This is a genomic window from Microbacterium sp. NPDC087665 (assembly GCF_044743285.1).
Taxonomy (GTDB): Bacteria; Actinomycetota; Actinomycetes; order Actinomycetales; family Microbacteriaceae; genus Microbacterium.
The window spans coordinates 226324-248722 of sequence record NZ_JBIUWD010000002.1 but is presented as its reverse complement, the minus strand read 5'-3'; the positions used below and the strand labels follow the sequence as shown (position 1 = coordinate 248722).

The window sequence follows — 22399 nt, the reverse complement described above, 5'->3', positions numbered from 1 at the left end:
CGCCTGAAATCGTCTCGGAGTGTCTGCGCTCGGCTCTACGCTGGGGAGCATGCTGCTGCACCTCACGAATGCACCCCGCGACTACGCGTGGGGATCCGACTCCCTCCTCGCCGAACTCGAAGGCCGCGAGCCCACCGGCGCTCCGGAAGCAGAGGTGTGGTTCGGAGACCACCCCGGCGATCCCGCCGACGTCACAGACGGCGGCACACTCGATACCGTGACCGGTGGAAAGCTGCCGTACCTGTTGAAGCTGCTGGCGGCAGCGCAGCCGCTGTCCATCCAGGTGCATCCCACGATCGATCAGGCGCGTGACGGCTGGCGCCGGGAGAGCGCGCTCGCACCGGATGCTCCGGAGCGCAACTACCGTGACGCGAACCACAAGCCCGAACTCCTGGTCGCGCTGAGCGATCGATTCGAGTCGCTGAGCGGCCTGCGACCCGTGGCCGAAACCCTCGCCCTGCTCGACGCCCTCGAGGCGACGCCGGGAGTGGTCGCGCTGCGCGCCCGTCTCTCGACCGACGGCGATGCCCTGCGCGAGACGATCGAATGGCTCCTCGACGGGAGTGCGGGTGATGCCGTCGACGAGATCATCGATGCCGTCGTGCAGTCCGCCGGTGGCGAAGCCGCGGGGGAGTGGGCCACCACCCTCCGGGCGGTCGCGACGATCGCAGAGACCTACCCGGGCGACCCGGGTGTGGTCGTGGCCCTGCTGATGAACCACGTCGTCCTCCGACGCGGACAGGGTGTCTTCCTGCGGGCCGGCCTTCTGCACGCTTACCTGTCCGGGCTGGGCGTCGAGATCATGGCCGCGAGCGACAACGTGCTGCGCGGAGGACTCACTCCCAAGCGCATCGATGTGCCGGAGCTCCTCGCCATCGTCGATACGACTCCGGGAGTCGTCCCCGTGCTGCGGCCCGAGGCCGCGGGCCCCGTGGCGTCATACGACGTTCCCGTCTCCGATTTCGCGCTGCGCCGGGTGACGTTGTCGGGCGACCCCGTCACGATCGACGTCGAAGGCCCGGCGATGGTGCTCTCGACCGCGGGCGACGTCTCCGTCGGAGGGGTCGATGCGACCGTGGACATCGCCGTCGGGTCGGTCGCCTACGCATCGCGCGAGGAGAACTCTCTGACGCTGTCAGGGGTCGGCGAAGCCTTCGTGGCCACGCCGGGGCACTGAGCCGGCTGCTCTGCCTCCGATACGGAGGCAATCGAGCGCGACACGCCGAGGAACGGCCAAAAACCTTCAAGAGGTGATTGAGGGTTTACGATCCGCGACTTGACCGATGCGAATGACACGGGTGTAATTAGTCATGCACGGCCCGGCGGGGGGCGCGAGAGAGGGCTTGGAGGTCGAGATGACGGGATACAGATCCGACGTTCCGGAGAACTGGTTCGTCGACCCGGTCAACCTCGGAGTACCCGGGGTTCGCAAGGTCGAAGCAGATGATGACAGTGCTCTCTCCTGGCAGACCGATGCGCTCTGCTCGCAGACGGACCCTGAGGCGTTCTTCCCGGAGAAGGGCGGATCCACGCGCGATGCGAAGCGGATCTGCACCTCCTGCGACGTGCGAGGCGAGTGCCTCGAGTATGCGTTGAACAACGACGAGCGGTTCGGCATCTGGGGCGGGCTCTCCGAGCGCGAGCGTCGCAAACTCAAGCGCCGCGCCAGCTGACCACGCATCGCGAACGGCCGCAGCTTGCTGAGAAGCTTCGCGGGCGCGCCGACTCGGCTCCTTCGACGACGGGTCCGGCGCGCATAGGCTGACGATGTCATGCCAGCCCGAGTTCACGCCATCATCGTTGCGCGCCCTGGATCATCCGCCCGGGCGCAACTGCTCCGCACGCTGGAAGCGATACGCGCCCAGACCGCTCCGGTCGCCGCCGTCACCCTCGTGGTGTGCGGCAACGCCGCATCCGCACGCGAGAGCGACGCCGTCGCGCGCACCGTCGAGGGCATCATCGAAGCTCGGCATTCCACGTCTTTCGCCGAGGCGGTGGAACTGGCCAGGCCGCGCGTCACCGACGGCCACGCCGTCTGGCTCCTCGCCCACGACACCGCACCTCACCCTCGCGCGTTGGAGCGCCTGAGCGGAATGCTCGAGCGCTCCCCGTCCGCCGCGATCGTCGCCCCCAAGCTCGTGTCGACCGACAACGAGAGGGAGATCGTGTCGCTGGGTGTGACCATGACCAGCCTCGGTCGCACGGTCGAACTCTCCGCAGGCGAACTCGACCAGGGCCAGCACGATGGTCTCGATGAGGCACTGGGCTCCGACATCCGCGGCATCCTGATCCGCAACGAAGTGCGCGACGCGCTGCGTCCCGACACTGCGCTCGCCGGTGCCGACGAAGGCCTCGACCTCGGCGTCCGTGCACGTCTCGGCGGGGGACGAGTGGTCCTGGCACCCACAGCACGCGTTTCTGTCTCGCCGGACGGCCCCGCGGCACTCCCGTCGGGTCGCACACGCCGCGCGTACGTCACCCGCCTTGCGCAGCTCCATCGTCGACTGGCGTACGCGCCCGCGATCGTGCTCCCGCTGCACTGGCTGGCGCTGCTGCCGATCGCGCTCTGGAGGTCGGTGACCCACCTCGTCGGCAAGCGGCCCGAAGCCGTTCTGCCCGAGTGGGGCGCCGCGCTCGTCGCCATGCTCAGATTCGGTGCGGTCGCCCGCTCGCGCGCACGCATCCGTTCCTTCCGCACTTCGACGTGGGCGAGTATCTCGCCGCTCCGTGTCACGTCCTCCGAGCTGCGTCGCAGGCTCGATGACGGTCACGGCAGCGAAGGCGGAGCAGCCAGCGAACTGCACTTCTTCTCCGGTGGTGGCGCCTGGGCGGTGCTGACCGCACTCGTCGTGAGCCTCGCCTCGTTCACCTCGCTCCTCGCCTGGCCGGCGCTCGGTGGGGGCGCGATTCTGCCCCTCCGCCAGACCGTGGCCGCGCTCTGGGCGGATGCCGCTTGGGGTGTGCGAGGACTCGGTCTCGACATCGTCGGCCCCGCCGACCCGTTCTCCGCCGTGATCGCCGTCGTCGGCTCGATCTGGCCGGGCGCGCCGTCGTTCTCCCTCGTGCTGCTGTGGATCCTCGCGCTTCCCCTCGCCGTGCTCGGCGGATGGTTCGCCGCAACGCGTGTGACGGATCGTGCCGGACTCCGGATCTTCGCCGGCATCGCCTGGGCGCTCGCTCCGACCTTCCTCACCGCCCTCATCGACGGGCGCCCGACCGGCGTCCTCGTGCATCTGCTTCTGCCCTGGCTCTTCCACGCGGCCGTGGTGGCTCACCGCTCATGGGGTGCTTCCGGGGCGGCTTCCTTGCTCTTCGCCGCCGTCGCGGCCTGCTCGCCGTCGCTCATCCCCGCTCTCCTGCTGCTGTGGGTCGTGGGGCTCGGCATCACGCTCGGATCGGCGCGCTTCCGGGGCGCCGTCCGGCTTCTGTGGCTGCCGATTCCCGCCGCGGTTCTCTTCGCCCCGCTCATCTTCTGGCAGCTCGCCCATGGCTCGGCGCTGGCGCTCCTCGGTGACCCCGGGCTGATCTGGGCAGGGCCTGCGGGTGCCGCGGATGCGGTGGGCCGGACAGCGATCGCCACGGGCTTCCCGACGGCGGACTTCGCCGAGTGGGCCGACTTCGCACTCCTCCCGCTCGGGTCGTGGGCCGCGCTCCTGTGCGCCCCGCTGGGCATCCTCGCGCTCTGCGCGGCGATCGCCCCGCGTTGGCGTGCGGGAATCACTCTGCTCGTCGTGGCGCTCGCCGGTCTCGCGACGGCGTTCCTCGCTGTGGGCGTCGCCGTGAGTTTCGCCCAGGGGGCACCGGTCGCCGTGTGGCCCGGCGCCGGTCTCTCGCTCGCCTGGATCGGCGTCGTGGGTGCGGCCCTCGTGACTCTCGACACCGCCGTCTCGCTCCCGCGCATCAGGACGGCGGTGACGGCCATCGCGGCAGTCGCGCTGATCGTCTGCGCAATGCCGGCTCTCACGGCCTTCCACATGCAGCGTTCCGTGCTCACGGATGGGCCGGCGTCCACTCTCCCCGCCTACGTCGCGGCGCAGGCAGCGGGGGATCAGCGCATCAGCACCCTCGTGCTCACCCCGCAGAACGACGGCGGGCTCTCGGCAGAGGTCATCTGGGGGGCGAGCGAGACGCTCGGTGCCCAGACGACCATCATCTCCACGGCCGAAGAGACTCGGGGCACGGACATCTCGACGCTGTCCGTCGACCTCCTCTCCGGTCGCGACTTCGATGCGCCGGGCGAGCTCGCAGCGCACGGGATCAGCTACGTCCTCCTCGCGAAGGTCCCGAACGATGAAGCCGATCGGGCGCGCGCGCTGCGCACCTCTGCGGTCACGTCGATCGATCAGCGGGCGGGCTTCGTGCACGCGGGGACCACGGACCGTGGCGTGCTGTGGCGCATCGAAGCGGATGTGAGCGCACCGCCCGCGCTCACGAGCGCACAGGCGCAACAGGCGCACCTCGTCGTGACGCTGCAGCTCGTGTTCGTCTTCGCCGCTCTGCTGCTGTCGCTCCCGACGCGATCGTCTCGCCGGGCCGCACGAGCGCACTCGCGCATCGTGGGACGCGCGAAAGACGAACCGCTCGTGCTTCCCCGTCACCACGAGGATTCGCAGGGTGATGAGTTCGGCGACGTGTCGTACGCGTCCGGCGGAGTCGACCCCGTGCACGAGGGAGAGGTCGCCGATCCTGTCGCGCCGACCGTCGACCGCTCCACCGACGCGGACGAGGTCGCCGAGAGCGATGCCCGCGACATGCCCGCCGGGGACGAACCCGTGAGGGACGCGAACCCCGAGGAGGAGCAGCGATGAGCCGTACGCGCGTTTTCCGCGTCGTCGCCACCAGCGCGCGACTGACCATCGGTGCGGCTGTCGCGGTGGCGTGCGCAGTCGGAGTTGTCGCTGCGATCCATGCTCCGTGGCCCGAGGTCGCTCACACACCGGCGCAGGTCGAGGTCGATCCCATTCCGAGCGATCCTGTGCTCGTGTGCAACGGCGACTTCCGGGCACTCGGTCGGGATTCGTCGAATCCGCTGAGCATGCGTTCCGCGGGATCGCCGTCGTTGACCGAGGGGGGGACCAGCGGAGCTATGTCATCGACCTCGCTCTCCGCTCCCGATCTCGCCGATGCCGGCGAAGTGCGCCGGTTGACGGATGCCGTCGACGACCGCATGGCTCCGCTGATCGCGGCGACGGAATCCCTCACTCTGACATCGTCGGATCTCGCCGGCTTCGCCGCACTCCCGTGCGGGGAGAGCGCGATGGAGTCGTGGCTGGTCGGGGGCAGCGTCGATACCGGCACGAAGGATCTGATCACTCTCACGAACGCCTCGGCCGTCACCTCGACGGTGACGCTCGCGGTGTACGGAGAGTCACGCAGCACCCGCACGGTCATCGTGCCGGCTATGACGCAGGTCGCGCTCTCGCTCGCGTCGGTCGCCGCAGGCAATGAGGCGCCGATCGTCAAGGTCTCCACGGTCGGTGCGCCCGTGCGCGCGGTGCTGCAGTCGTCGTTCGTGCGAACGCTCGATCCCGCAGGCATCGATCTTCAGGACGCGGTCGCCGGCCCGCAGCAGCATCCGGTGATCGTGGGCGTGCAGTCCTTCGACGGCGACGGAGACAGCACCGACCAGACGGTCCTGCGCATGCTGTCGCCCGGCGTCGACACGCAGGCGACGGTGAGCGTGCACGCGACGGGTTCGACGGCCGTCGTCGACGAGTTCTCGGTGCCGTTGCCGGCCGACACGCCCACAGAGGTCTCGCTTCCCGACCTCGATCCCGGCTCGTACAGCGTCGAGATCGCGGCGGAGGCTCCGGTCGTGGCCGCCGTACGTCAGCAGCAGGGATTCGGCAGCGGATCGGACTTCGCGTGGGTTACACCGGCGCCGGAGATCAGCACCGACGTGCTCTTCGCCGTGCCGGCGGGCCCGACGCCCGTTCTCCAGCTCGTCAACACCGACGACGCCGAGGCGCGCGTCACGATCGAAGCGATCGAGGGCGGCACGGATCAGGAGATCGTCGTCCCCGCGGGTGGCTCGGCGACCGTCGATCTCGCCGAGGAGACGGTCTATCGACTCCGCACCTCGGATCCGGTGCGAGCCGCGGTGACGATGATCGGTGACGGTGCTGTCGCGGCATGGCCGCTCCAGCCGAGTGCGAGCGCCGCGCAGAGCATCACGGTTTACCCGTAACAGTCCGCGGACCCGACGAGCGTCGTCTGGTCAGTGGTCGTGGCCGAGATCCCAGGGCTCGCGGCCCACGTACTCCGCGGCAGCGCGGAACACGGCGCTCTCGACGGCCATCCGTCGGTGCGTCGCATCGTCGTGCCCGGGCGGTAGCAACCGTTCGATCGGCAGCCGGAAGAGGATGATCCGAGCGTTGTCGCGGTCGAGATGCCACCGGGGAACCTCTTCGCCCGCATCGAAACCGGGCATGGCCCCGATCTCGAACCGCACCTGCTGAAGTTCCGGCCAGGTGCCGCGCAGGAACTCCACGGCCGTCCCGACAGCGAGATCGAAGCGATCGAGGCGGCCGTCCAGCGGCGCGAGTGGTGGCTTCACGACCTCGCTGCGGCCCAACCGTCCGTGTCGGCCATGACGGGCACCTCGCCGAGGTGCGGCAGGAGTGCGGGTCGCGCGTCGACGGGGCATGACGAAAGTCTAGGCCGTGTCTTCCGCGATGCGGCGCGGCGACCTGGTGCCGCACCCCTGCCCGCGTAGCCTGACCGGGATGGACGGACGAATCTGCTCGAAAGTGGCCTGCGCGCGCGAGGCCGTCGCCACGCTCACGTACGACTACGGCGACCAGATGGCGGCGCTCGGTCCGCTGGGCCTCGCCCAGCACCCCCATGCGCACGATCTCTGCGCCCCGCACGCCGATCGGCTGTCGGTACCGGCCGGGTGGCTGGTCGTGCGGCACGAGGCGCTGCGCGCCTGATCGGGCAGCCGCGGCATCCGCTCACGGCCGTGGACGTCACACGCCGACGCGGCGCCCGGTGAGCTTCTCGGCTCGGCGATCGGAGTTCTGAAGCGCCCGGAACTCGCGTTCGCGGCGCACGCAGGTGATGGCGATGAGCACCCGTTCCGGATTGGCTGCGGGCAGGGGCGACACGAACGGCGATGCATCGATGAGAAGCTCCTGCGCAACCCGTGCGCGGGCGCCCGGAACGAGTTGCGGTGCGCTCGCCAAGAACTGCGAGATGCGGCGCGCGAGGCGATCGGGGAGTCGAGCGACGTCGGCGATCTGCGCCCATCCTGCAAGCTCCGACGGCATCATCGGCACATGGGGGATCAGCTTCGGGGTGCGCACTCGCTGGCTGTAGGTACCGGCGACGAGATCGCCCAGGCGCTGCGAGCGCGCGGTGAGCGCGCCGCTCAGGATGGCGATCGAGCCGACCGTCATGTAGATCTCCAACACCCCGAGCAGGCCGCGGATGAAGGCGTGGCGGAAGCCGGTGGCACCACCGTCGACGCGCACGATGCGCCCCCCGACAGCGAGTTTGCCGAGGCTGCGGCCCTTGGTGAGCATCTCGACCGTGATCGGGATGATGAGGAAGCTCACCGCCATCGACGCGATGTTGGCGATACGATCGGTCGCTTCCGTGAGCACGCCCTCGTTGACCAGCCAGTTGCGGAGGAAGAGCCACAGGACGAAGATCGCGTAGCCGATCAGCATGTCGATCAGGGCGCCGAGCGCCCGGAGCAGGAATCCGAGGGGCAGCGCGTCGATCGCGACGGCTTCTCCGGAGAGCACCTCTTCAGAGGTATCGATCGGCGCGGACATGAGTACAGTAAATCAGGTGGATGCCGATGCGTTGACAGATGCACGCCGTGCCGAATGGGCGCGACTCGACGAACTCAGCCGCGCCCGGCTCGATGGCGCGGGCGTGGACGAACTCATCATCCGCTATCGCGCGGCATCGGCCGACCTCGCCGAGCTGAAGACGTCGGTGGGGGATTCCCCGCAGGGGGCGCATCTCTCGACGATGCTCGTGCGCGCGCGCCTGCGGCTCACAGGGGCGACGGACAGCATCCTCACGCAGGTCTCTCGGTTCTTCGTCCTCCAGCTGCCCGCAGCGCTGTACCGGCTGCGCTGGACGACGCTGGTGATCGCCCTGGCGTTCATCGCGATCGCGGTCGGGTACGCGGCGTGGATCTCGAGCGACCCCGAGCTCGTCGCCACGCTCGGACCGCCGGAGCTCTTGGCGCAGTACGCCGACGAGAGCTTCACGGGGTACTACACCGAGAACCCGGCCGCGGTGTTCATGGGCATGGTCTGGACCAACAATGCCTGGCTGGCGATGCAATGCGTGCTGTTCGGCATCACCGGTCTGTGGCCCATCTACATCATGGTCGAGAATGCGAAGGGTCTGGGTACTTCGGGGGCGGTCATGGCGGCGCACGATCAGGCCGATGTCATGGTGCTGTACATCCTGCCGCACGGGATGCTGGAGATGACCTGCCTGTTCGTCGCGGCAGCTGGAGGCCTGCACCTCTTCTGGTCCTGGGTCGCACCCGGCAATCGGTCGCGCGGCGAGTCACTCGCGGCCGAGGGGCGGGCGCTCGCGACCGTCTCACTCGGGCTGGTCTTCGCCCTTTTCCTCGCCGGTCTCGTCGAGGGTTTCGTCACCGGATGGGCGCTTCCCTGGCCCGTCAAGATCGGCATCGGTGCGGCGGCACTCGCCGTGTTCCTGATCTACATGCTCGTGATCGGCGGTCGCGCGTACCGCCGAGGCGAGACGGGCGACCTCGTGGAGTACGAGGCCGGAACCCCGCGCCTCGTCGCCGGCTGAGGCGTGACCGCGCGCGGCCCCGGCCGTCAGAGGCGTCCTGCGGCTTTGAGTTCCAGGTAGCGGTCGGCGATGCGCGGCGGCAGCGCCTCGGGATCGGCGGCGATCGCCTCGCCACCGGCGCGACGGATCGCATCTGCGACGACCTCCGCATCACGAAGTGCGCGCTCGGCAGCGGCAGCCAGGTATACCTCTTCGCGCGACCCCCGCTGCTGAGCGAGCGCCGCGATGTCGTCGTCGGTGACTGATCCCACGAGGATCGTCGTCGATCGCGATGCGTTGGGGAAGGCCCCGAGGAAACTCCGAGAGGACTCCGCAGCATCCTGCGCCGTCAGCACCACGATCAGCGATGGACGGGTCGTCAGGGTGCGCACTGCCGCGAACGCGCCATGCCAGTCGGTGTCGACGAGGCGCGCGTGCACCGGTGCCATCGCATCGGTGAGGGCGGGGAGCAGGGCATTGCCCTCGACGCCGGTCACTCGCGCACGAACGACGCGGTCGTACATCAGCAGGTGCACGTGGTCGCCGGCCCGAGCGGCGAGGGCGGAGAGCAGAAGGGCGGCTTCGAGCGACGCATCCGCTCGGGTGCCGTCGCCGACGCGCGCCGCGGCCGTGCGCCCGGTGTCGATGATGATCACGACGTGACGGTCGCGCTCGGGACGCCACGTGCGCAGCATCGTGGCTCCGGCGCGCGCACTCGCACGCCAGTCGATCGACCGCACGTCGTCGCCGCGCACGTACTCGCGCAGGGAGTCGAATTCGGTGCCCTGTCCTCGCACCTGGATGCTCGTGTTGCCGTCGAGCTCGCGCAGCCGGGCGAGGCGAGACGGCAGGTGCTTGCGCGAGGAGAACGCCGGCAGCACCCGGATGGCTCCTCGCACACGGTGCGTGGCCTGCCGACCGGCGAGACCGAGCGGGCCGCGGGAGCGGATGACCACGAACTCGCTCACCAGCTCGCCGCGTCGGCGGGGGACCAGGGGGAGCGCGATGCGGCGACGCTCACCGGTCGGCACGTCGAGTGAGATGCGCGACGACGGTGCACCCGCGGTCGGCTGCCAGGCATCACGGATCAGCGCGCGCAGGTCGCGCGGACCGTGGTTGTGCAGGGCGATGCTCACCGGCACCGGCTCACCCTGGCGAGTGCGCGTGGGGACACGGCGACTCACCGTGACTGCGCGCGGGCTCGCGGAGAGCGTGACGTCGAGGGCGACGAGCACGAGGCACAGAGCGATCCACGCACCCAGTACCGCGTACGGCGGATAGCCCGCCAGCCCGGTCAGGACCAGCGGGACGACGCCGACCGCGACCGCGATGGCAAGACGCCCGGTGACGAACACTTAGATCGGCACCCGGGTCTGCTGCACGACGGACGTCAGCACCGCATCGGCGGAGACGCCCTCCATCTGGGCATCCGGCCGCAGCTGAAGTCGGTGGCGCCAGACGGGGACGAGCATCGTCTGCACGTGATCGGGGGTGACGGCGGTGGAGCTGTTGAGCCAGGCCCATGCCTTCGCGGCCGCGAGCAGGCCGGTCGACGCGCGGGGGCTCGCTCCGAGCTCGACGGAGGGGGACTGCCGTGTGGCACGTGCGAGATCGACCACGTAACCGAGTACGTCGTCGGTGACCTCGACGCGCCCTGCGGCCGCCTGCGCGGCGCGGATCTCGTCTGCGGACACGACGGCCTCGACGCCGGTCAGCTCGCGCGGCGAGAAGCCGGACGCGTGCTTGCGCAGCACCTGCACCTCGGCATCGCGCTCGGGCATGCCGACGACCAGTTTCATGAGGAAGCGGTCGAGCTGAGCCTCGGGCAGGGAGTACGTGCCCTCGTGCTCGATCGGGTTCTGCGTCGCCGCGACCAGGAAGGGGTCGGGAAGCGCGCGGCTCACACCGTCTGCCGACACCTGACGCTCCTCCATGGCCTCCAGGAGGGCGGCCTGGGTCTTCGGAGGCGTGCGGTTGATCTCGTCGGCCAGCAGGATGTTGGTGAAGACGGGACCCGCACGGAAGTCGAACTCGCCGGTGCGGGCGTCGTACACCAGCGAGCCCGTCACATCGCCCGGCATCAGGTCGGGGGTGAACTGGACGCGCTTGGTGTCGAGGCCCAACGCTCGTGCGAACGATCGCACGACGAGCGTCTTCGCCACACCCGGCACGCCCTCGAGGAGCACGTGGCCCCGGGCGAGCAGGGAGACGAGCAGGCCCGTCACCGTGCCGGCCTGACCGACCACGGCCTTGTCGACCTCGGTGCGCACGCGGTGCATGGCGTGACGCAGCGCGGCGTCGTCGGCGGGATTGTACTCAGCGGTCACGTGATGCCCTCGGCTTCCGTCGTGTGGGTGTGTGATGGTTCATTCGTCGCTCCGCCTCGTGCGCAGCGTCTTCTCCACGGCCGCTTCGAGGTCGGCCAGTGCGCGCGCGAACTCGATGAGTCCCGGGTCGTCGAGGGGGAGCGGGCCCGCCAGTACCGATTGCAGGGTTCCGCGCGGAATGCCCAGACGGTCGGATGCCGCATCCGCCACCTCGTCGGAGGTCGCCCTGGCCGTCAGCCCGAGTCGGCGCGCCAGGCGTCGCTGCGACCCTTCGCGGAGCACCCGAGCAGCGTGCGCAGCGTCTCCCGCCTTCGCGGTCAGACGAGCCCGCCCATGCATGGTCTCGGAGGCGCGCACGGTGACCGGCAGAGTCTCGGCAACGAGCGGCCCGAAGCGCTGTCCGCGCCAGAGCGCCGCGGCGATCCCCGCGGCGATCAGCAGCAGAATCGCCGGCGTCACCCAACCCGGGGTCAGATCGCCGAGGGTGTCGGGGGACTGCGCCTCGATGTCGGTGTCGGCGAGCGTGGGCACGTACCAGACCACCCGCTCGGTCTGCCCCAGCAGTGCGAGGGCGAGGGCCGCGTTCCCGTCTTCGGCGAGGTAGGCGTTGCTGAAGAGCGTCGTGCCGTCGACCACGGTGGTGTGCGCACCATCGGTGTCATCGATGAGCACCGCAGCGCCGTCGTCGTCGCCGAAGCACGCCATCACTCCCTCGGCGGGTTCGAGAAGGCGGTCGGGTCGGATCGAGCCCACGTCGGCGAACTCGCGGGCGGCGCAGTCGGCATCCACCGAATCGAGGTTTCCGGGTGCGTAGTCGCCCATGCCGAGTTCACCGAGGAGGTGGGAGCCCGTCGAAAGGAACACGATCCGATCGGCCGGCGACATGAGCTCGGCGAGCGCCTCGTCGGAGAGCGTGTAGGGATTGGTCATCACGAGCGTCGTGTCGTCGTCGATGGCTGCACGGGCATCCGTCCGCGAACGGAACACCTGGACGTCGACGCCCTGGTCGCGCAGGATCTCGGCGAGAGCGAGGGCCCCGACGCCGTTGCGTCCCTCGGGGTCGAGCGAGCGGGTCGCGCTCGGAGGATTCGCCGTGACCTGCAGGCCCACCCAGGCGACGACCAGGACGAGCGCGGCCACGGCCACCCAGCCGAGAAGTCCGCGCACGCGTCGGGGGCGCGGCTCTGCGGTCGACGGCTCGACGATCTCTTCCGCTGTCGTCATGCCGTGACCAACTCGGGCCGTCGTGAGCGCAGCCGGTCGTCGGTCGCGGCCAACTCGGCGTAGGAATCGGCTGTCGCCGGGTGACGGAGGTAGCGCACGTCGTCGAAGGCCGTCGCCGCCGCCCGCATCGCGGCGGTCTCGTCGGAGAACGTTCGGCTCGCCTCGCGGGCGATGGCTTGCGCGGTCGCCCCGGGCGCGGGATCGATCAGATCCCGTTCGAGGAGGTCTTTCGCGATCGCTCGGAACCGCAGGATGGTGGCGGTGTCCCAATCACTGTCGCGCGCGCTGCGTTCCGCATCCGCACGCAGCTGCGCGGCAGAACGATCATCGTCGACGCCGAGGAGATCGGTACGTGCCCGTCTCACCGCCTGCGATCGTCTCGGCCGGCCCCAGATGATGAGTGCGGCGACCAGTGCGGCGACGATGAGGATGCTGACGATGATCAGAGCGGACGGTCCGACTGCGGCGCTGTTGTCGGAATTGAAGAGATCCGCGAAGAAGCGCCCGATATCGCGGGCGACGTAGTCGAACCAGGTCGGTTCGGCCTCGTCGTAGCGCGAGTTGCTGAGTTCTTCTTCCGCCCAGCGCCGGGCTTCGTCGCCATCCGGCACGAACAGATCGTCGAGCGGTCGGATCATGCCGATGCGTCGCCGTCACCCGGCGAGGGCTGCGCGGGACGAGGTGCAGGTGGCGCAGGAGCCAGGGGCGGCTGCGCGGAGAAGGGCGGAGGGGAAGCAGGAGCGGCGTAGGGCTGAGGGGGCTGAGCGCCATACGGCTGCGGCTGCTGCGGGGCGCCGTAGCTCTGCGGGGCGTACTGCGGCTGCGACGGAACACCCTGGCCCGGATAGATCTGCCCGCCGTAGCCCTGCTGGTTCGGGTAGCCCTGCTGGTTCGGGTACCCCTGCTGGTTCGGGTACCCCTGCTGGTTGGGGTACCCCTGTCCGGCGTAACCGGGGGCCCCGTACGGCTGCGGGTATGCGTAGCCCTGTGCGGCCAGCACGTACTCCGGCACCTGCTTCGGCGGAGGAGTGCTCGTGACCGCGCGTGCGGGGTCGACGGCGTAGGGGTCGCCGAGCTGGTCGTCCGTCCAGCCGAGGTCGCGACGCTCCACGTGCGACACGAGAGTCTGGTCGAGGCCTTCGTAGCGCATACGGCAGTCGAGATAGATGAGTGCCGCACCGGTGCTCTGCACGACCGACGACACCGCCTGCACGGCGAGCACGAGAATCTGGGGGGCCAGGGTCAGGAGCACGATACCGATGACTGCGCTCGCATCCGGGGCGCCTGTCGGCGCGATGACCCCGCCGAGCATCGGCGCAAGGAGTGTCGTGGGGATGCTGATGACCTGGGTGGCCGCTCCCATGATCAGAGCGATCAGGAAGCTGACTCCGAAGGCCACCCAGAAACGGCCGCGGGTCAGCCGCCACGATCGGACGAGCGCGCTGCGCAGCGTGGCGCGCTCGAGTACCAGGATCGTCGGGACGAGCAGGAGCTTGGTTCCGAGCCAGACGAAGAGCGGCACGCAGCCGAGGAACAGCAGCACGACCAAGAGGACGATCAGCCCGACGTAGTCCGCGCCGCTGGCGACGCCACCCGCGATCAGGCCGAAGAGGATGAGCACGATCACGAAGAACACGGCGAACACCGCGACCCCCACGAGGAGCGAGTATGCGACGAGCCTCCAGAACGAGGGAAGCATCTTGCGCCACAGCATCCCCAGGTTCGCCTTCACGCCGATGGTCGCGTAGCCGATGTCGGACGCGACGACACCCTGCATCATCGCGGTGAATGCGAGCGAGGCGAGGCTGACCACGAGGACCGCAACGATGTTGAGCCCGATGGTGCCGCTCAGCACGGCTTCGAAATCGGACGACCCGGGTGCAAGGGTGTAAAGGCGGGAGAACGTCGTGTAGAAGACGAGGAGCATCGCCGCAGATGTCACGACGACCACGACGAGCTGCACGACGACCGCGAAACCGAACAGCACCTTCGGGTTGTGGCGGAGCGCGACGAAGGCTTTCCCCAGCAGAGTGCCGAATCCCAGCGGATGCAGCGGAATGATGCCCTTCTTCGGGGCAGGGGTCCAGCCTTGTGCGCTCACTGGCGCTCCCTCCGTTGTGCGCTCCCATCGTGCCATATCCCTCCGCGTGGTGCGCGGACCTGCGGATGGTGACACCGGGTGCCATAAGGTAACTGTTATGACCTCACGCATCCTCGTGGTCGACGACGACACTGCGCTCGCCGAGATGATCGGCATCGTGCTGCGCACCGAGGGTTTTGAACCGGTGTTCTGCGCAGACGGCGCGCGCGCCGTCGACGAATGGCGCGCGCAGCGCCCCGACCTCGTGCTGCTCGATCTCATGCTGCCCGGCATGGACGGGATCGAGATCTGCACGCGGATCCGCAACGAGTCCGGCGTTCCGATCATCATGCTGACCGCACGCACCGACACCGCCGATGTGGTTCGGGGGCTCGAGGTCGGTGCGGACGACTACATGGTCAAGCCGTTCAACCCCAAAGAACTCGTCGCGCGCATCCGCACCCGTCTTCGTCCCGTCCCGCAGACTACGAGCGAGCAGTTGCGGGTCGGTGACCTGACGGTCGACGTCGATGCGCACGAGGTGCGTCGCGGCACCGCTCCGATCGCCTTGACGCCGCTGGAGTTCCAGTTGCTCGTCGCGCTCGCATCGAAGCCCCAGCAGGTCTTCTCGCGCGAGATGCTCCTCGAGCAGGTGTGGGGCTACCACTACAAAGCCGACACGCGCCTCGTGAACGTGCATGTGCAGCGCCTTCGGGCGAAGGTCGAGCTCGATCCCGACAACCCGAAGATCGTCATGACCGTTCGTGGGGTCGGGTATCGCGCCGGGAGTGCCGTCTAGGCGGACCATGGCCGCGACGACAGCGACCACCACGGCGGTCGCGGTGATACGCGACTGGCGCGGATGGCCGACGGTTCTCGCTGCCCTCTGGCGGCGCTCGCTGCGCTTCCGCACGCTGGCCGTCACTCTTCTCGCCACCACCCTGGCGATCCTCATCACCTGCATCACCATGGCGCTCGTGATCCAGAACGATCTCTTCGTGTCGCAGAAGAACCAAGCGCTCGAAGACGCTCGGCGCGCGGTCGACGTCGCTCAGAGCACGCTCGATGTGGCGGAGGTCGGAGACGATCCGGCGGCGCTCACCGACCTCTGGAACACGATTCAGGCGGGTCTTGCCCGTAACTCCAATGCGGATCAGCTCACCGGCATCCGCATCGACTCCGACGCCGACGGCGTTCGCCTCAACGGATTCACCGCCGGCCTGAACGCCAATCTGCTCACCGCGGGCCTCCGTGCGCGCGTCGAGGAATTCGACGACCGTCAGGCGTGGCAGTCGGTCGCCCTGCCCGTCGAGGGCGGCGGCGAGGTTCCGGGGATCGTCGTGGGGCAGCAGATCATGGTGCCGGAGGCCGGTCCCTTCGAGATCTACTTCGCGTACGACCTGTCCGACGCCAATCAGACGCTCGTGTTCGTGCAGCGCACGCTGTGGATCGCGGGAATCGGGCTGATCGCGATCGTGGCGGCGATCTCGTGGTTCGTGCTGCGAACGGTGTCGACCCCGATCATCCAGGCGGCCGAGACCAGCGCGCGGCTCGCGTCCGGTGATCTCGGCGTGCGACTCGAGGTGCATGGGGAAGACGAGCTCGCGACACTCGGACGTTCTTTCAACGCGATGGCCGACAGCATCGAGGCGCAGATCAAAGAGCTCGGCGAGCTCTCGATGGTGCAACAGCGATTCGTCTCCGATGTCTCGCACGAGCTCCGCACGCCCCTGACGACGATCCGCTTGGCGGCGGACATGCTCAACGACCAGCGCGCCGACTTCGACCCGGTGACCGCCCGCGCGGCGGAGCTGATGCATGCGCAGGTGCAGCGGTTCGAGATCCTGCTCTCCGACCTCCTCGAGATCAGCCGGTACGACGCCGGCTCCGTGCAGCTGGAACTCGAAGCCACGAGCCTGGCGCACGTCGCCGAAGACGTGATCGAACAGATGCGCCCCTTGGCGGACGGCCACGGCACCGAGCTGAGGCTGGTCGCTCCCGGCGGATACTCTCCGGTCGATATGGACCCGCGCCGCGTGCGGCGGGTGCTGCGCAACCTGATCGGGAACGCGATCGAGCACGGCGAGGGCCGCCCGATCGTCGTGACCGTCGACAGCAACCAGCACGCCGTGGCCGCGGGAGTGCGCGACTTCGGACTGGGAATGGAACCGGCGGATGCCGAGAGGGTGTTCGACCGCTTCTGGAGGGCTGATCCGTCGCGCCAGCGCACCATCGGCGGCACCGGTCTGGGACTGTCGATCGCGCTCGGCGATGCCATGCTGCACGGGGGGAACCTCTCGGTGTGGTCGGAGATCGGCGTCGGAACGAACTTCGTGCTCACGCTTCCGCGTCACGGCATGACCATCGACGGCCCGGGCCCGGTGCCCGTCGAACCGCAGGAGCCGCTGGCCGAGTTGGGCGACGCGACGCAGCCGATCTCGCTCGTCGATCTTTCCGAATTCGACGAGGGGGGTGGCCGAGCATGAGGGGACGGATGCTTCGCCGGGCGATGGCGACGATCGCGATCGCGGCGAGCAGCGCGATGCTCTTGGGTGCTTGTGCGGGGCTGCCCACGACGGGCGATGTGAACGTCGGGCTCGAGCTCGGCGAAACGACCGACGACACCGATTTCCTGCCGCTCGCCTCCGGACCGGCGACCGGTGCAGGCGCGCAGGAGATCGTCGAGGGGTTCATGGAGGCGGCGATCACCCCGGCGGACAACTGGGAGATCGCGCGTCGATTCCTCACACCGGAGATGCAGCGGTCTTGGCGTCCGGGCACCGGCGTCTCGGTCGACACGTCGGCGATCGATCGCACCGTGACGTCGTCCGTCGCCGAAGACGGCGACGGTGAAGAGGACGGCGACGATACCGACGCAGCCGAGAAGGCCCAGACCGCCGACGTGACGGTGCTGCTGAATCAGGTCGCCAGCGTCGACGAGTCGGGGGAGTACTCGTCGGCACCCGGGCCGTCGAACCTCGCGTTCGTGCTCGAACGGGCGGCGAACGGCGAATGGCGCATCGCGCAGGCTCCGGACGGCGTCGTGATCGATCAGGACCTGTTCGCGAAGGTCTTCGAGGGCTATCCGCTGCAGTACTTCGATCGCACGTGGACGCGCCTGGTGCCGGACGTGCGTTGGTTCCCGCGACGCGCCAGCATCGCGACCACGGTCGTGCAGGCGCTGATCGGCGGATCGCCCAGCTCCTGGTTGGATCCGGCGGTGCAATCCGCCTTCCCCGCAGACGTGCAGCTCGCCCAGGATGCTGTGCCCATCAACGCGTCCCAAGTGGCGGAGGTCGCGCTCACGCGCCCCGCCGCGAGCCTTGATCGGGAGACGCTCGGCCGGATGCGCACCCAGTTGCAGGAGACCTTGAACGCCGCGGGCGTGCACGTCTCGCAGGTGCGTTTCACGGTCGACGGTCGCAGCTTGGACGCGGGCGTCGTCGATGTCGCGGAGACGCCGCCGGATACGGGACCCCTGGTTCTCGTGGACGGGGCCTTCGGCACGGTCGTGGGAGACGAGGTCTCACCGGTCGAGGGCATCAGCGACGAGATCCTCGCGATCACCTCGCCGATCGGCTCGATCGATGTCGCAGCCGATCAGTCGCAGGCGGCGGTGCAACTGACGGACGGACCGGTCTACCTCGTCGGCGACGGGCGGGTCGACGAGCTCGACGCGCGCGCGGGCTTGGTGGCCCCCTCGCTCGACCCCTACGGGTACACCTGGACCGTGCCGGCCGATGAACCCACAGCGCTGCAGGCGTGGGGGAGCGACGTGACCGCGCATCCGATCACCGATGCGTGGCCGGAGGCCTCGTCGGTGCAGCGCATCCGCGTGTCCGCGGACGGCGCGAGGATCGCCGCGGTGATCGTCGTGGGCGGTCAGCGCTGGGTCGTGGTGGCGGCGGTCGTCCGCGATGACAAAGGGCTCCCGACCCAGCTCGGCCCCATCAAGCAACTCACCCGCGCAGAGGGCGAGGTGGAGGGCCTGGTGTGGATCGGAGACTACCGGCTCGGCGTCCTCGCCGACCCCCAGGACCCCGACCTGCTGACGCAGATGGTCGGTGGTGTGGGATTCGCGGAGCTCGCGCCGAGCGGCGCGACCGCGCTTTCCGGGGCTCGGAGCGTCTCCGGCCTGCGGGTGCTGGACGTCGAAGGGGTGTTGTTCGCGCATGCGGGGTCCGCATGGCGCGAGGTCGCGACCGGCGTGATCGTGCTCGCGACACGTTCCGGCCAGTGACCGCAGACCTCTCCTGCACATCCGGTGGATGGGCGCACTCGTGCGCCGATGCTGTCGACCGTTCGCAACGCGGACCCCGTGGTGCCGCAGGATCGACGGATGCTCGACACCACTCGCCTTCGCTCTCTCGGCGACGAACTCCTCGCCTTCGCTCTCGGCGCGTCCTGCGCGGGATGCGATCGGGGTGGCACGGTCCTCTGCACGTCGTGCCGGCGCATGATGCGCCCGAAGCCCTTCGTGGTGCGCACACCGGGCGGGCTCCCGGTCGAGGCGGCGCTGCCGTTCACCGGGGTGGCCGCACGCTGCATCCGACGCCTCAAGGGCGAAGGCGAAACGCTTCTCGCCCGTCCGCTCGGTGAGGCGCTCAGCGGAGTACTCGCGACCGAGGCGGTCTCAGCCGCTCTGATCGTGCCGGTGCCCACCTCCCGCGCGGCGCATCGCCGCCGCGGATACCGGGTGCCCGACCTCCTCGTCCGCCGGGCGGGCTTTCGCCCGCAGCGACTCCTGCGAACGATCGCCCAGCGGTCCGATCAGCGTGGCCTCGGCATCCAGGACCGCGCGGCGAACGTCTTCGAGAGCATGCACGCCACTCGACGAGGGAGCGAGCGCGTCATCGTCCTGGACGACGTCATCACGACGGGAGCGACGCTCGATGAGGCCGCGCGCGCACTTCGCGTGGCCGGGTACGACGTGTTGTGCGGCATGGCGCTCGCCGCCACGCCGCGTCACAGAGGACTCATCGGAGACTCTTCGGCGACACGGAGGATCTGACCCGTGACTTCCGCTGGATACCGGACTACGGTGGGGATTCACAAGGCGACCACGGTCCGCCCTTGGCCGGTGGACCGGGACAAGGAGGCAGCAATGGAAACAAGCATCGTTGGCGTCGGAGTGGGTATCACCGATCGCTTCCGAACCGTTGTCGAAGAGAAGATCGCCCGAATCGAGACGTTCGCCGCTCGTGCGCAACGCCTGGATGTGAAGGTCACTCACCGGGTCTACCGCAACGGACAGATTCCCGAGGAGACGGTCGAGCTCACTCTCGTGAGCAAGGGGCCGGTCGTTCGTGCAGAGGCCACCGATGGCGACAAATTCGTCGCTCTCGACCTCGCCGTCGACAAGATGGCGGAGCAGTTGCGCCGTGCGAAGGAGAAGCGAGTCGACGGGCGGCAACACCCGCGAGGAGCGCACTTCGAGAAGGGCAGCGGTTCTCTCGAGGGAATCGATGTCGTGCCGGCATCCGTCGAGGTGCTGCAGGCTGTGGCGACCGGCACCGTGCCGATCCAGAACAGCACGGAAGAGGAATACTCTCCGGTCGTCATCCGGACGAAGAGTTTCGACGCAGAGTGGATGACGGTCGAAGAAGCCGTCGACCGCATGGAATTGGTCGGCCACGACTTCTTCCTCTTCGTCGATGTGCGCACCGATCACCCCAGCGTCGTATACCGCCGCAAGGGATGGGACTACGGTGTCATCGCACTGAGCACGCAGGCGCCGCCCGAAGAAGCGCTCGCGTCCTGAGCTGAGAAAAGCCCGGCCCCACAGGGGGCCGGGCTTTTTCGTCGTCTGCGACGCGTGTTTCGGTCAGTCGAAGATCCCGTCGAGGAGGCTGCCGATCACCAGTCCGCCGAGGATGCCGGACGCGATGTCGCCACCGCCGCCTCCACGGCGACCGCCACCGCCCCAGCCTCCGCCTCCGCCCCATCCGTCGTCCTGCGGGGGCCGGGACGAGTCGATGTCGCGCTGGGCGAGCTGCAGGGCCTCGGACGCGAGGTGAGCGACGCGTCGGGCGCCGGCCAGAGCCTGCTCACGAGTCTCTTCGGCCGGGAGGAGATCGGAGAGATCGACCCGGAGACGCTCGGCTTCGGCGAAGCGCGTGCGTGCGTCGGCGCCGATCCATCCGCGATGTCCGGAGATCAGCCCGCGTGCCACACCGAGTTGCCGATCTGCATCGTCGATCGCGTGCTGCACCAGCTGGATCGACGGAAGCGGGTTGGCGGCGCGATGCTCAGCGGTCGCGATCGCCTGGTCGAGCGCAGTGTTCGCCGTGCGCAACTGGGAGAGCTCGGCGAACGGATCGTTGGGGGTGCCGGCCGGCGACAGCGCGGCCAGAGCCGCCTGCAACGCGGTCACGGCCGATGCGACGGCGGGAGACGGGGGAGCGTTGCGCGCGGCGATCAGATCGCCACGGGAATCCGCGATCACCTCGGCCAGGGTGGATTCCGCCCGCAGCGCTTCGATCTCGAAGTCCTCGACGGCATCGAGGAGCGTCGCCGCGCGCCGAGTCGCTTCCGTCGCCGTCTCCAGCGCGAGGTTCGCCTCTTCGTTCTGTCTGGCGGCCCGGCGCCTCTCCGACACGGTCGCGCCGTGTACGGCGAAGGCGATCAGCTGCTCCGCCTCTTTGGCGCTCGCGGCGATCTGGGTCATGGCGGAGTCCGCGTAGCGGGAGGACAGCCGCTCGATGGTCGCTGCGGTCACGGGGATCCGTGCGCTCAGCGTCTCGGCATCCGCGCGCACCTGCGCGATCACCTCGGGAGCGCGGCGCACCTTCGCGATCGAGTCGGCGAGGACCGTCGTCTTCTCGTCGAGGAGGTCCTGCGCCCAGTCGCAGAGCTGGATGATGCGCGCGTTGCGCGTGCGCAGCTCTTCGGGGGTGTCGGGGATCTCGTCGTGGTTGAGCTGATGGAGCTGGAATGCCTCGCGCAGGTGCGTGCGCACGGCGGCCAGCGCTTTCTTCAGGTCGCCCGTGAGCGACTCGCCGAGCTCGGCCTCGGCGAAGGAGAGCTCGTCCGACGTCGTGCGGATGCGCTCATCGGCCGAGACCAGCGCCTGCTCTGCGCGCCGCGCGAGATCGGCATCCTGCACCGCGAGGGCTTCTTGCTCACGTTTACGCTTGCCCCAGATTCCTGCCATGCCCCGATCCTACGTTCCGCAGGGGCACCGGTGCCTGTACATCCGCTTCGGGCGAACGCCGATCGGAGATCGCGTCTCACGCCAGGACGGTCGGCGGCCGGCCGTCGGTCTTCGACGGGCGGCCACGTTTCGGATGCTGCGTCGTCAGCGCCAATGCGAGAGCATGCGTCGGATGCCCCGACAGGCGTGTCTCGACGTGGTCGAGCCAGCGCTCCTCTGCCTCCGCCGTGAAGATCATCGAATCCCGTACCAGAGACCGCGCGAGTTCTTCCGGTGTCTCGTGGTCGCTGGGCGCGGAGGACTGCGCTGCGAGGGATTCCCGACGCAGCCTCGTAGCCTCTCGCTGCGCCGCGATGGTCGCGAACACGTCGACGCCGGGCAGAGTGGCTGCGAGCGCGAGCTTGACCGCGATCTCGTCCCTCGTCGCCGCGGTGCGGATCACCGGCGACGAGAGCCAGTGCGCGACCTCGGCGGACCCGGCATCCGTGATCTGCCAGTACACATGCCCGCGATCATCCGCCTCTCCGCGGCGAACCAGGCGATCGCGCTCGAGCCGCTCAAGGGTGTTGTAGATCTGGCCGACGTTGAGCGGCCAGCTCGACCCGGTGCGCCGATCGAATTCGTGGCGCAGCTGATAGCCGTAGCAGGGACCCTGATCGAGGATCGCGAGCAGGCTCTGGCGTACCGACATGACTGACCTCCTGAAGTGCTTTCCCAGCATATGCATACTCGGAAAACGGTGAGAGCGCGTTCATGCAGGCGACGTGGAGGTCACAGCCCGGTAACATGACAAAGTATGCCTGGCGTTCGCTATGTGGCGAGCCGGCTCTTTACCCACCAACAGGGAGA

20 protein-coding genes are annotated in these 22399 nt (G+C 69.0%); 11 read left to right on the top strand and 9 right to left on the bottom strand.

Annotation, left to right across the window (positions count from 1 at the left end; all coding sequences use genetic code 11):
• The first annotated feature begins 49 nt into the window (after positions 1-49).
• The 4 genes from manA to ACIOSY_RS04705 all read left to right on the top strand — a co-directional run bounded on the left by manA (position 50) and on the right by ACIOSY_RS04705 (position 6187).
• Complete coding sequence (manA, locus tag ACIOSY_RS04720) at positions 50-1177, top strand: mannose-6-phosphate isomerase, class I (RefSeq protein ID WP_400849796.1); 1128 nt, start codon at positions 50-52, stop codon at positions 1175-1177.
• Between the two features lie 178 nt (positions 1178-1355).
• A complete protein-coding gene (locus tag ACIOSY_RS04715; protein WP_400849793.1) occupies positions 1356-1673 on the top strand; it encodes a WhiB family transcriptional regulator in 318 nt (105 codons plus the stop codon).
• A 99-nt stretch (positions 1674-1772) separates the two neighbouring features.
• A complete protein-coding gene (locus ACIOSY_RS04710; protein ID WP_400849790.1) occupies positions 1773-4808 on the top strand; it encodes a glycosyltransferase in 3036 nt (1011 codons plus the stop codon).
• Complete coding sequence (locus tag ACIOSY_RS04705; RefSeq protein WP_400849787.1) at positions 4805-6187, top strand: DUF5719 family protein; 1383 nt, start codon at positions 4805-4807, stop codon at positions 6185-6187. Before ACIOSY_RS04710 ends, ACIOSY_RS04705 begins: the two co-directional genes overlap by 4 nt.
• Before the next feature lie 30 nt (positions 6188-6217).
• Here ACIOSY_RS04705 and ACIOSY_RS04700 read toward each other — a convergent pair whose 3' ends face one another.
• Positions 6218-6646: a hypothetical protein gene (locus tag ACIOSY_RS04700; protein WP_400849784.1), complete on the bottom strand. Its 429-nt coding sequence runs from the start codon at positions 6644-6646 to the stop codon at positions 6218-6220.
• Between the two features lie 79 nt (positions 6647-6725).
• Between ACIOSY_RS04700 and ACIOSY_RS04695 the strand changes: the two genes are divergently transcribed.
• A complete protein-coding gene (locus ACIOSY_RS04695) occupies positions 6726-6932 on the top strand; it encodes a DUF3499 family protein (RefSeq protein ID WP_400849781.1) in 207 nt (68 codons plus the stop codon).
• A gap of 36 nt (positions 6933-6968) precedes the next feature.
• Here ACIOSY_RS04695 and ACIOSY_RS04690 read toward each other — a convergent pair whose 3' ends face one another.
• Complete coding sequence (locus ACIOSY_RS04690) at positions 6969-7778, bottom strand: RDD family protein (protein WP_400849778.1); 810 nt, start codon at positions 7776-7778, stop codon at positions 6969-6971.
• 16 nt (positions 7779-7794) lie between these two features.
• Between ACIOSY_RS04690 and ACIOSY_RS04685 the strand changes: the two genes are divergently transcribed.
• Complete coding sequence (locus ACIOSY_RS04685; RefSeq protein WP_400850923.1) at positions 7795-8787, top strand: stage II sporulation protein M; 993 nt, start codon at positions 7795-7797, stop codon at positions 8785-8787.
• A gap of 26 nt (positions 8788-8813) precedes the next feature.
• Here ACIOSY_RS04685 and ACIOSY_RS04680 read toward each other — a convergent pair whose 3' ends face one another.
• From ACIOSY_RS04680 to ACIOSY_RS04660, 5 genes are all read right to left on the bottom strand, one after another.
• A complete protein-coding gene (locus ACIOSY_RS04680) occupies positions 8814-10121 on the bottom strand; it encodes a DUF58 domain-containing protein (RefSeq protein ID WP_400849775.1) in 1308 nt (435 codons plus the stop codon).
• Entirely contained in the window at positions 10122-11045 is a 924-nt protein-coding gene (locus tag ACIOSY_RS04675; RefSeq protein ID WP_400850920.1) for an AAA family ATPase, read from the bottom strand.
• Between the two features lie 87 nt (positions 11046-11132).
• The gene (locus ACIOSY_RS04670) at positions 11133-12317 is read right to left on the bottom strand and encodes a DUF4350 domain-containing protein (protein ID WP_400849772.1); all 1185 of its coding nucleotides are present in this window, start codon (positions 12315-12317) and stop codon (positions 11133-11135) included.
• The gene (locus ACIOSY_RS04665) at positions 12314-12955 is read right to left on the bottom strand and encodes a DUF4129 domain-containing protein (protein ID WP_400849769.1); all 642 of its coding nucleotides are present in this window, start codon (positions 12953-12955) and stop codon (positions 12314-12316) included. The genes ACIOSY_RS04670 and ACIOSY_RS04665 overlap by 4 nt, the downstream gene beginning before the upstream one ends.
• Entirely contained in the window at positions 12952-14418 is a 1467-nt protein-coding gene (locus tag ACIOSY_RS04660; protein ID WP_400849766.1) for a hypothetical protein, read from the bottom strand. The genes ACIOSY_RS04665 and ACIOSY_RS04660 overlap by 4 nt, the downstream gene beginning before the upstream one ends.
• A 97-nt stretch (positions 14419-14515) precedes the next feature.
• Here ACIOSY_RS04660 and mtrA point away from each other — a divergent pair, with 97 nt between their 5' ends.
• The 5 genes from mtrA to hpf all read left to right on the top strand — a co-directional run bounded on the left by mtrA (position 14516) and on the right by hpf (position 20158).
• Entirely contained in the window at positions 14516-15196 is a 681-nt protein-coding gene (gene mtrA, locus ACIOSY_RS04655) for an MtrAB system response regulator MtrA (RefSeq protein ID WP_400849763.1), read from the top strand.
• A 7-nt stretch (positions 15197-15203) separates the two neighbouring features.
• Positions 15204-16883, top strand: coding sequence for an MtrAB system histidine kinase MtrB (gene mtrB / locus ACIOSY_RS04650; RefSeq protein WP_400849760.1), 1680 nt, complete (start codon positions 15204-15206; stop codon positions 16881-16883).
• 8 nt (positions 16884-16891) lie between these two features.
• A complete protein-coding gene (locus tag ACIOSY_RS04645) occupies positions 16892-18637 on the top strand; it encodes an LpqB family beta-propeller domain-containing protein (RefSeq protein ID WP_400849757.1) in 1746 nt (581 codons plus the stop codon).
• Positions 18638-18736: 99 nt separating this feature from the next.
• A complete protein-coding gene (locus tag ACIOSY_RS04640) occupies positions 18737-19408 on the top strand; it encodes a ComF family protein (protein ID WP_400849754.1) in 672 nt (223 codons plus the stop codon).
• 93 nt (positions 19409-19501) lie between these two features.
• On the top strand, positions 19502-20158 hold the full coding sequence (hpf, locus tag ACIOSY_RS04635; RefSeq protein ID WP_400849751.1) for a ribosome hibernation-promoting factor, HPF/YfiA family: 657 nt from the start codon (positions 19502-19504) through the stop codon (positions 20156-20158).
• A 63-nt stretch (positions 20159-20221) separates the two neighbouring features.
• Here the strand turns inward: hpf and ACIOSY_RS04630 are convergent, their stop codons facing one another.
• Positions 20222-21550 carry a hypothetical protein gene (locus ACIOSY_RS04630; protein WP_400849748.1) on the bottom strand — a complete coding sequence of 443 codons (1329 nt, stop codon included), beginning with the start codon at positions 21548-21550 and terminating at the stop codon, positions 20222-20224.
• 76 nt (positions 21551-21626) lie between these two features.
• On the bottom strand, positions 21627-22241 hold the full coding sequence (locus ACIOSY_RS04625; protein ID WP_400849745.1) for a PadR family transcriptional regulator: 615 nt from the start codon (positions 22239-22241) through the stop codon (positions 21627-21629).
• Between the last annotated feature and the right edge of the window lie 158 nt (positions 22242-22399).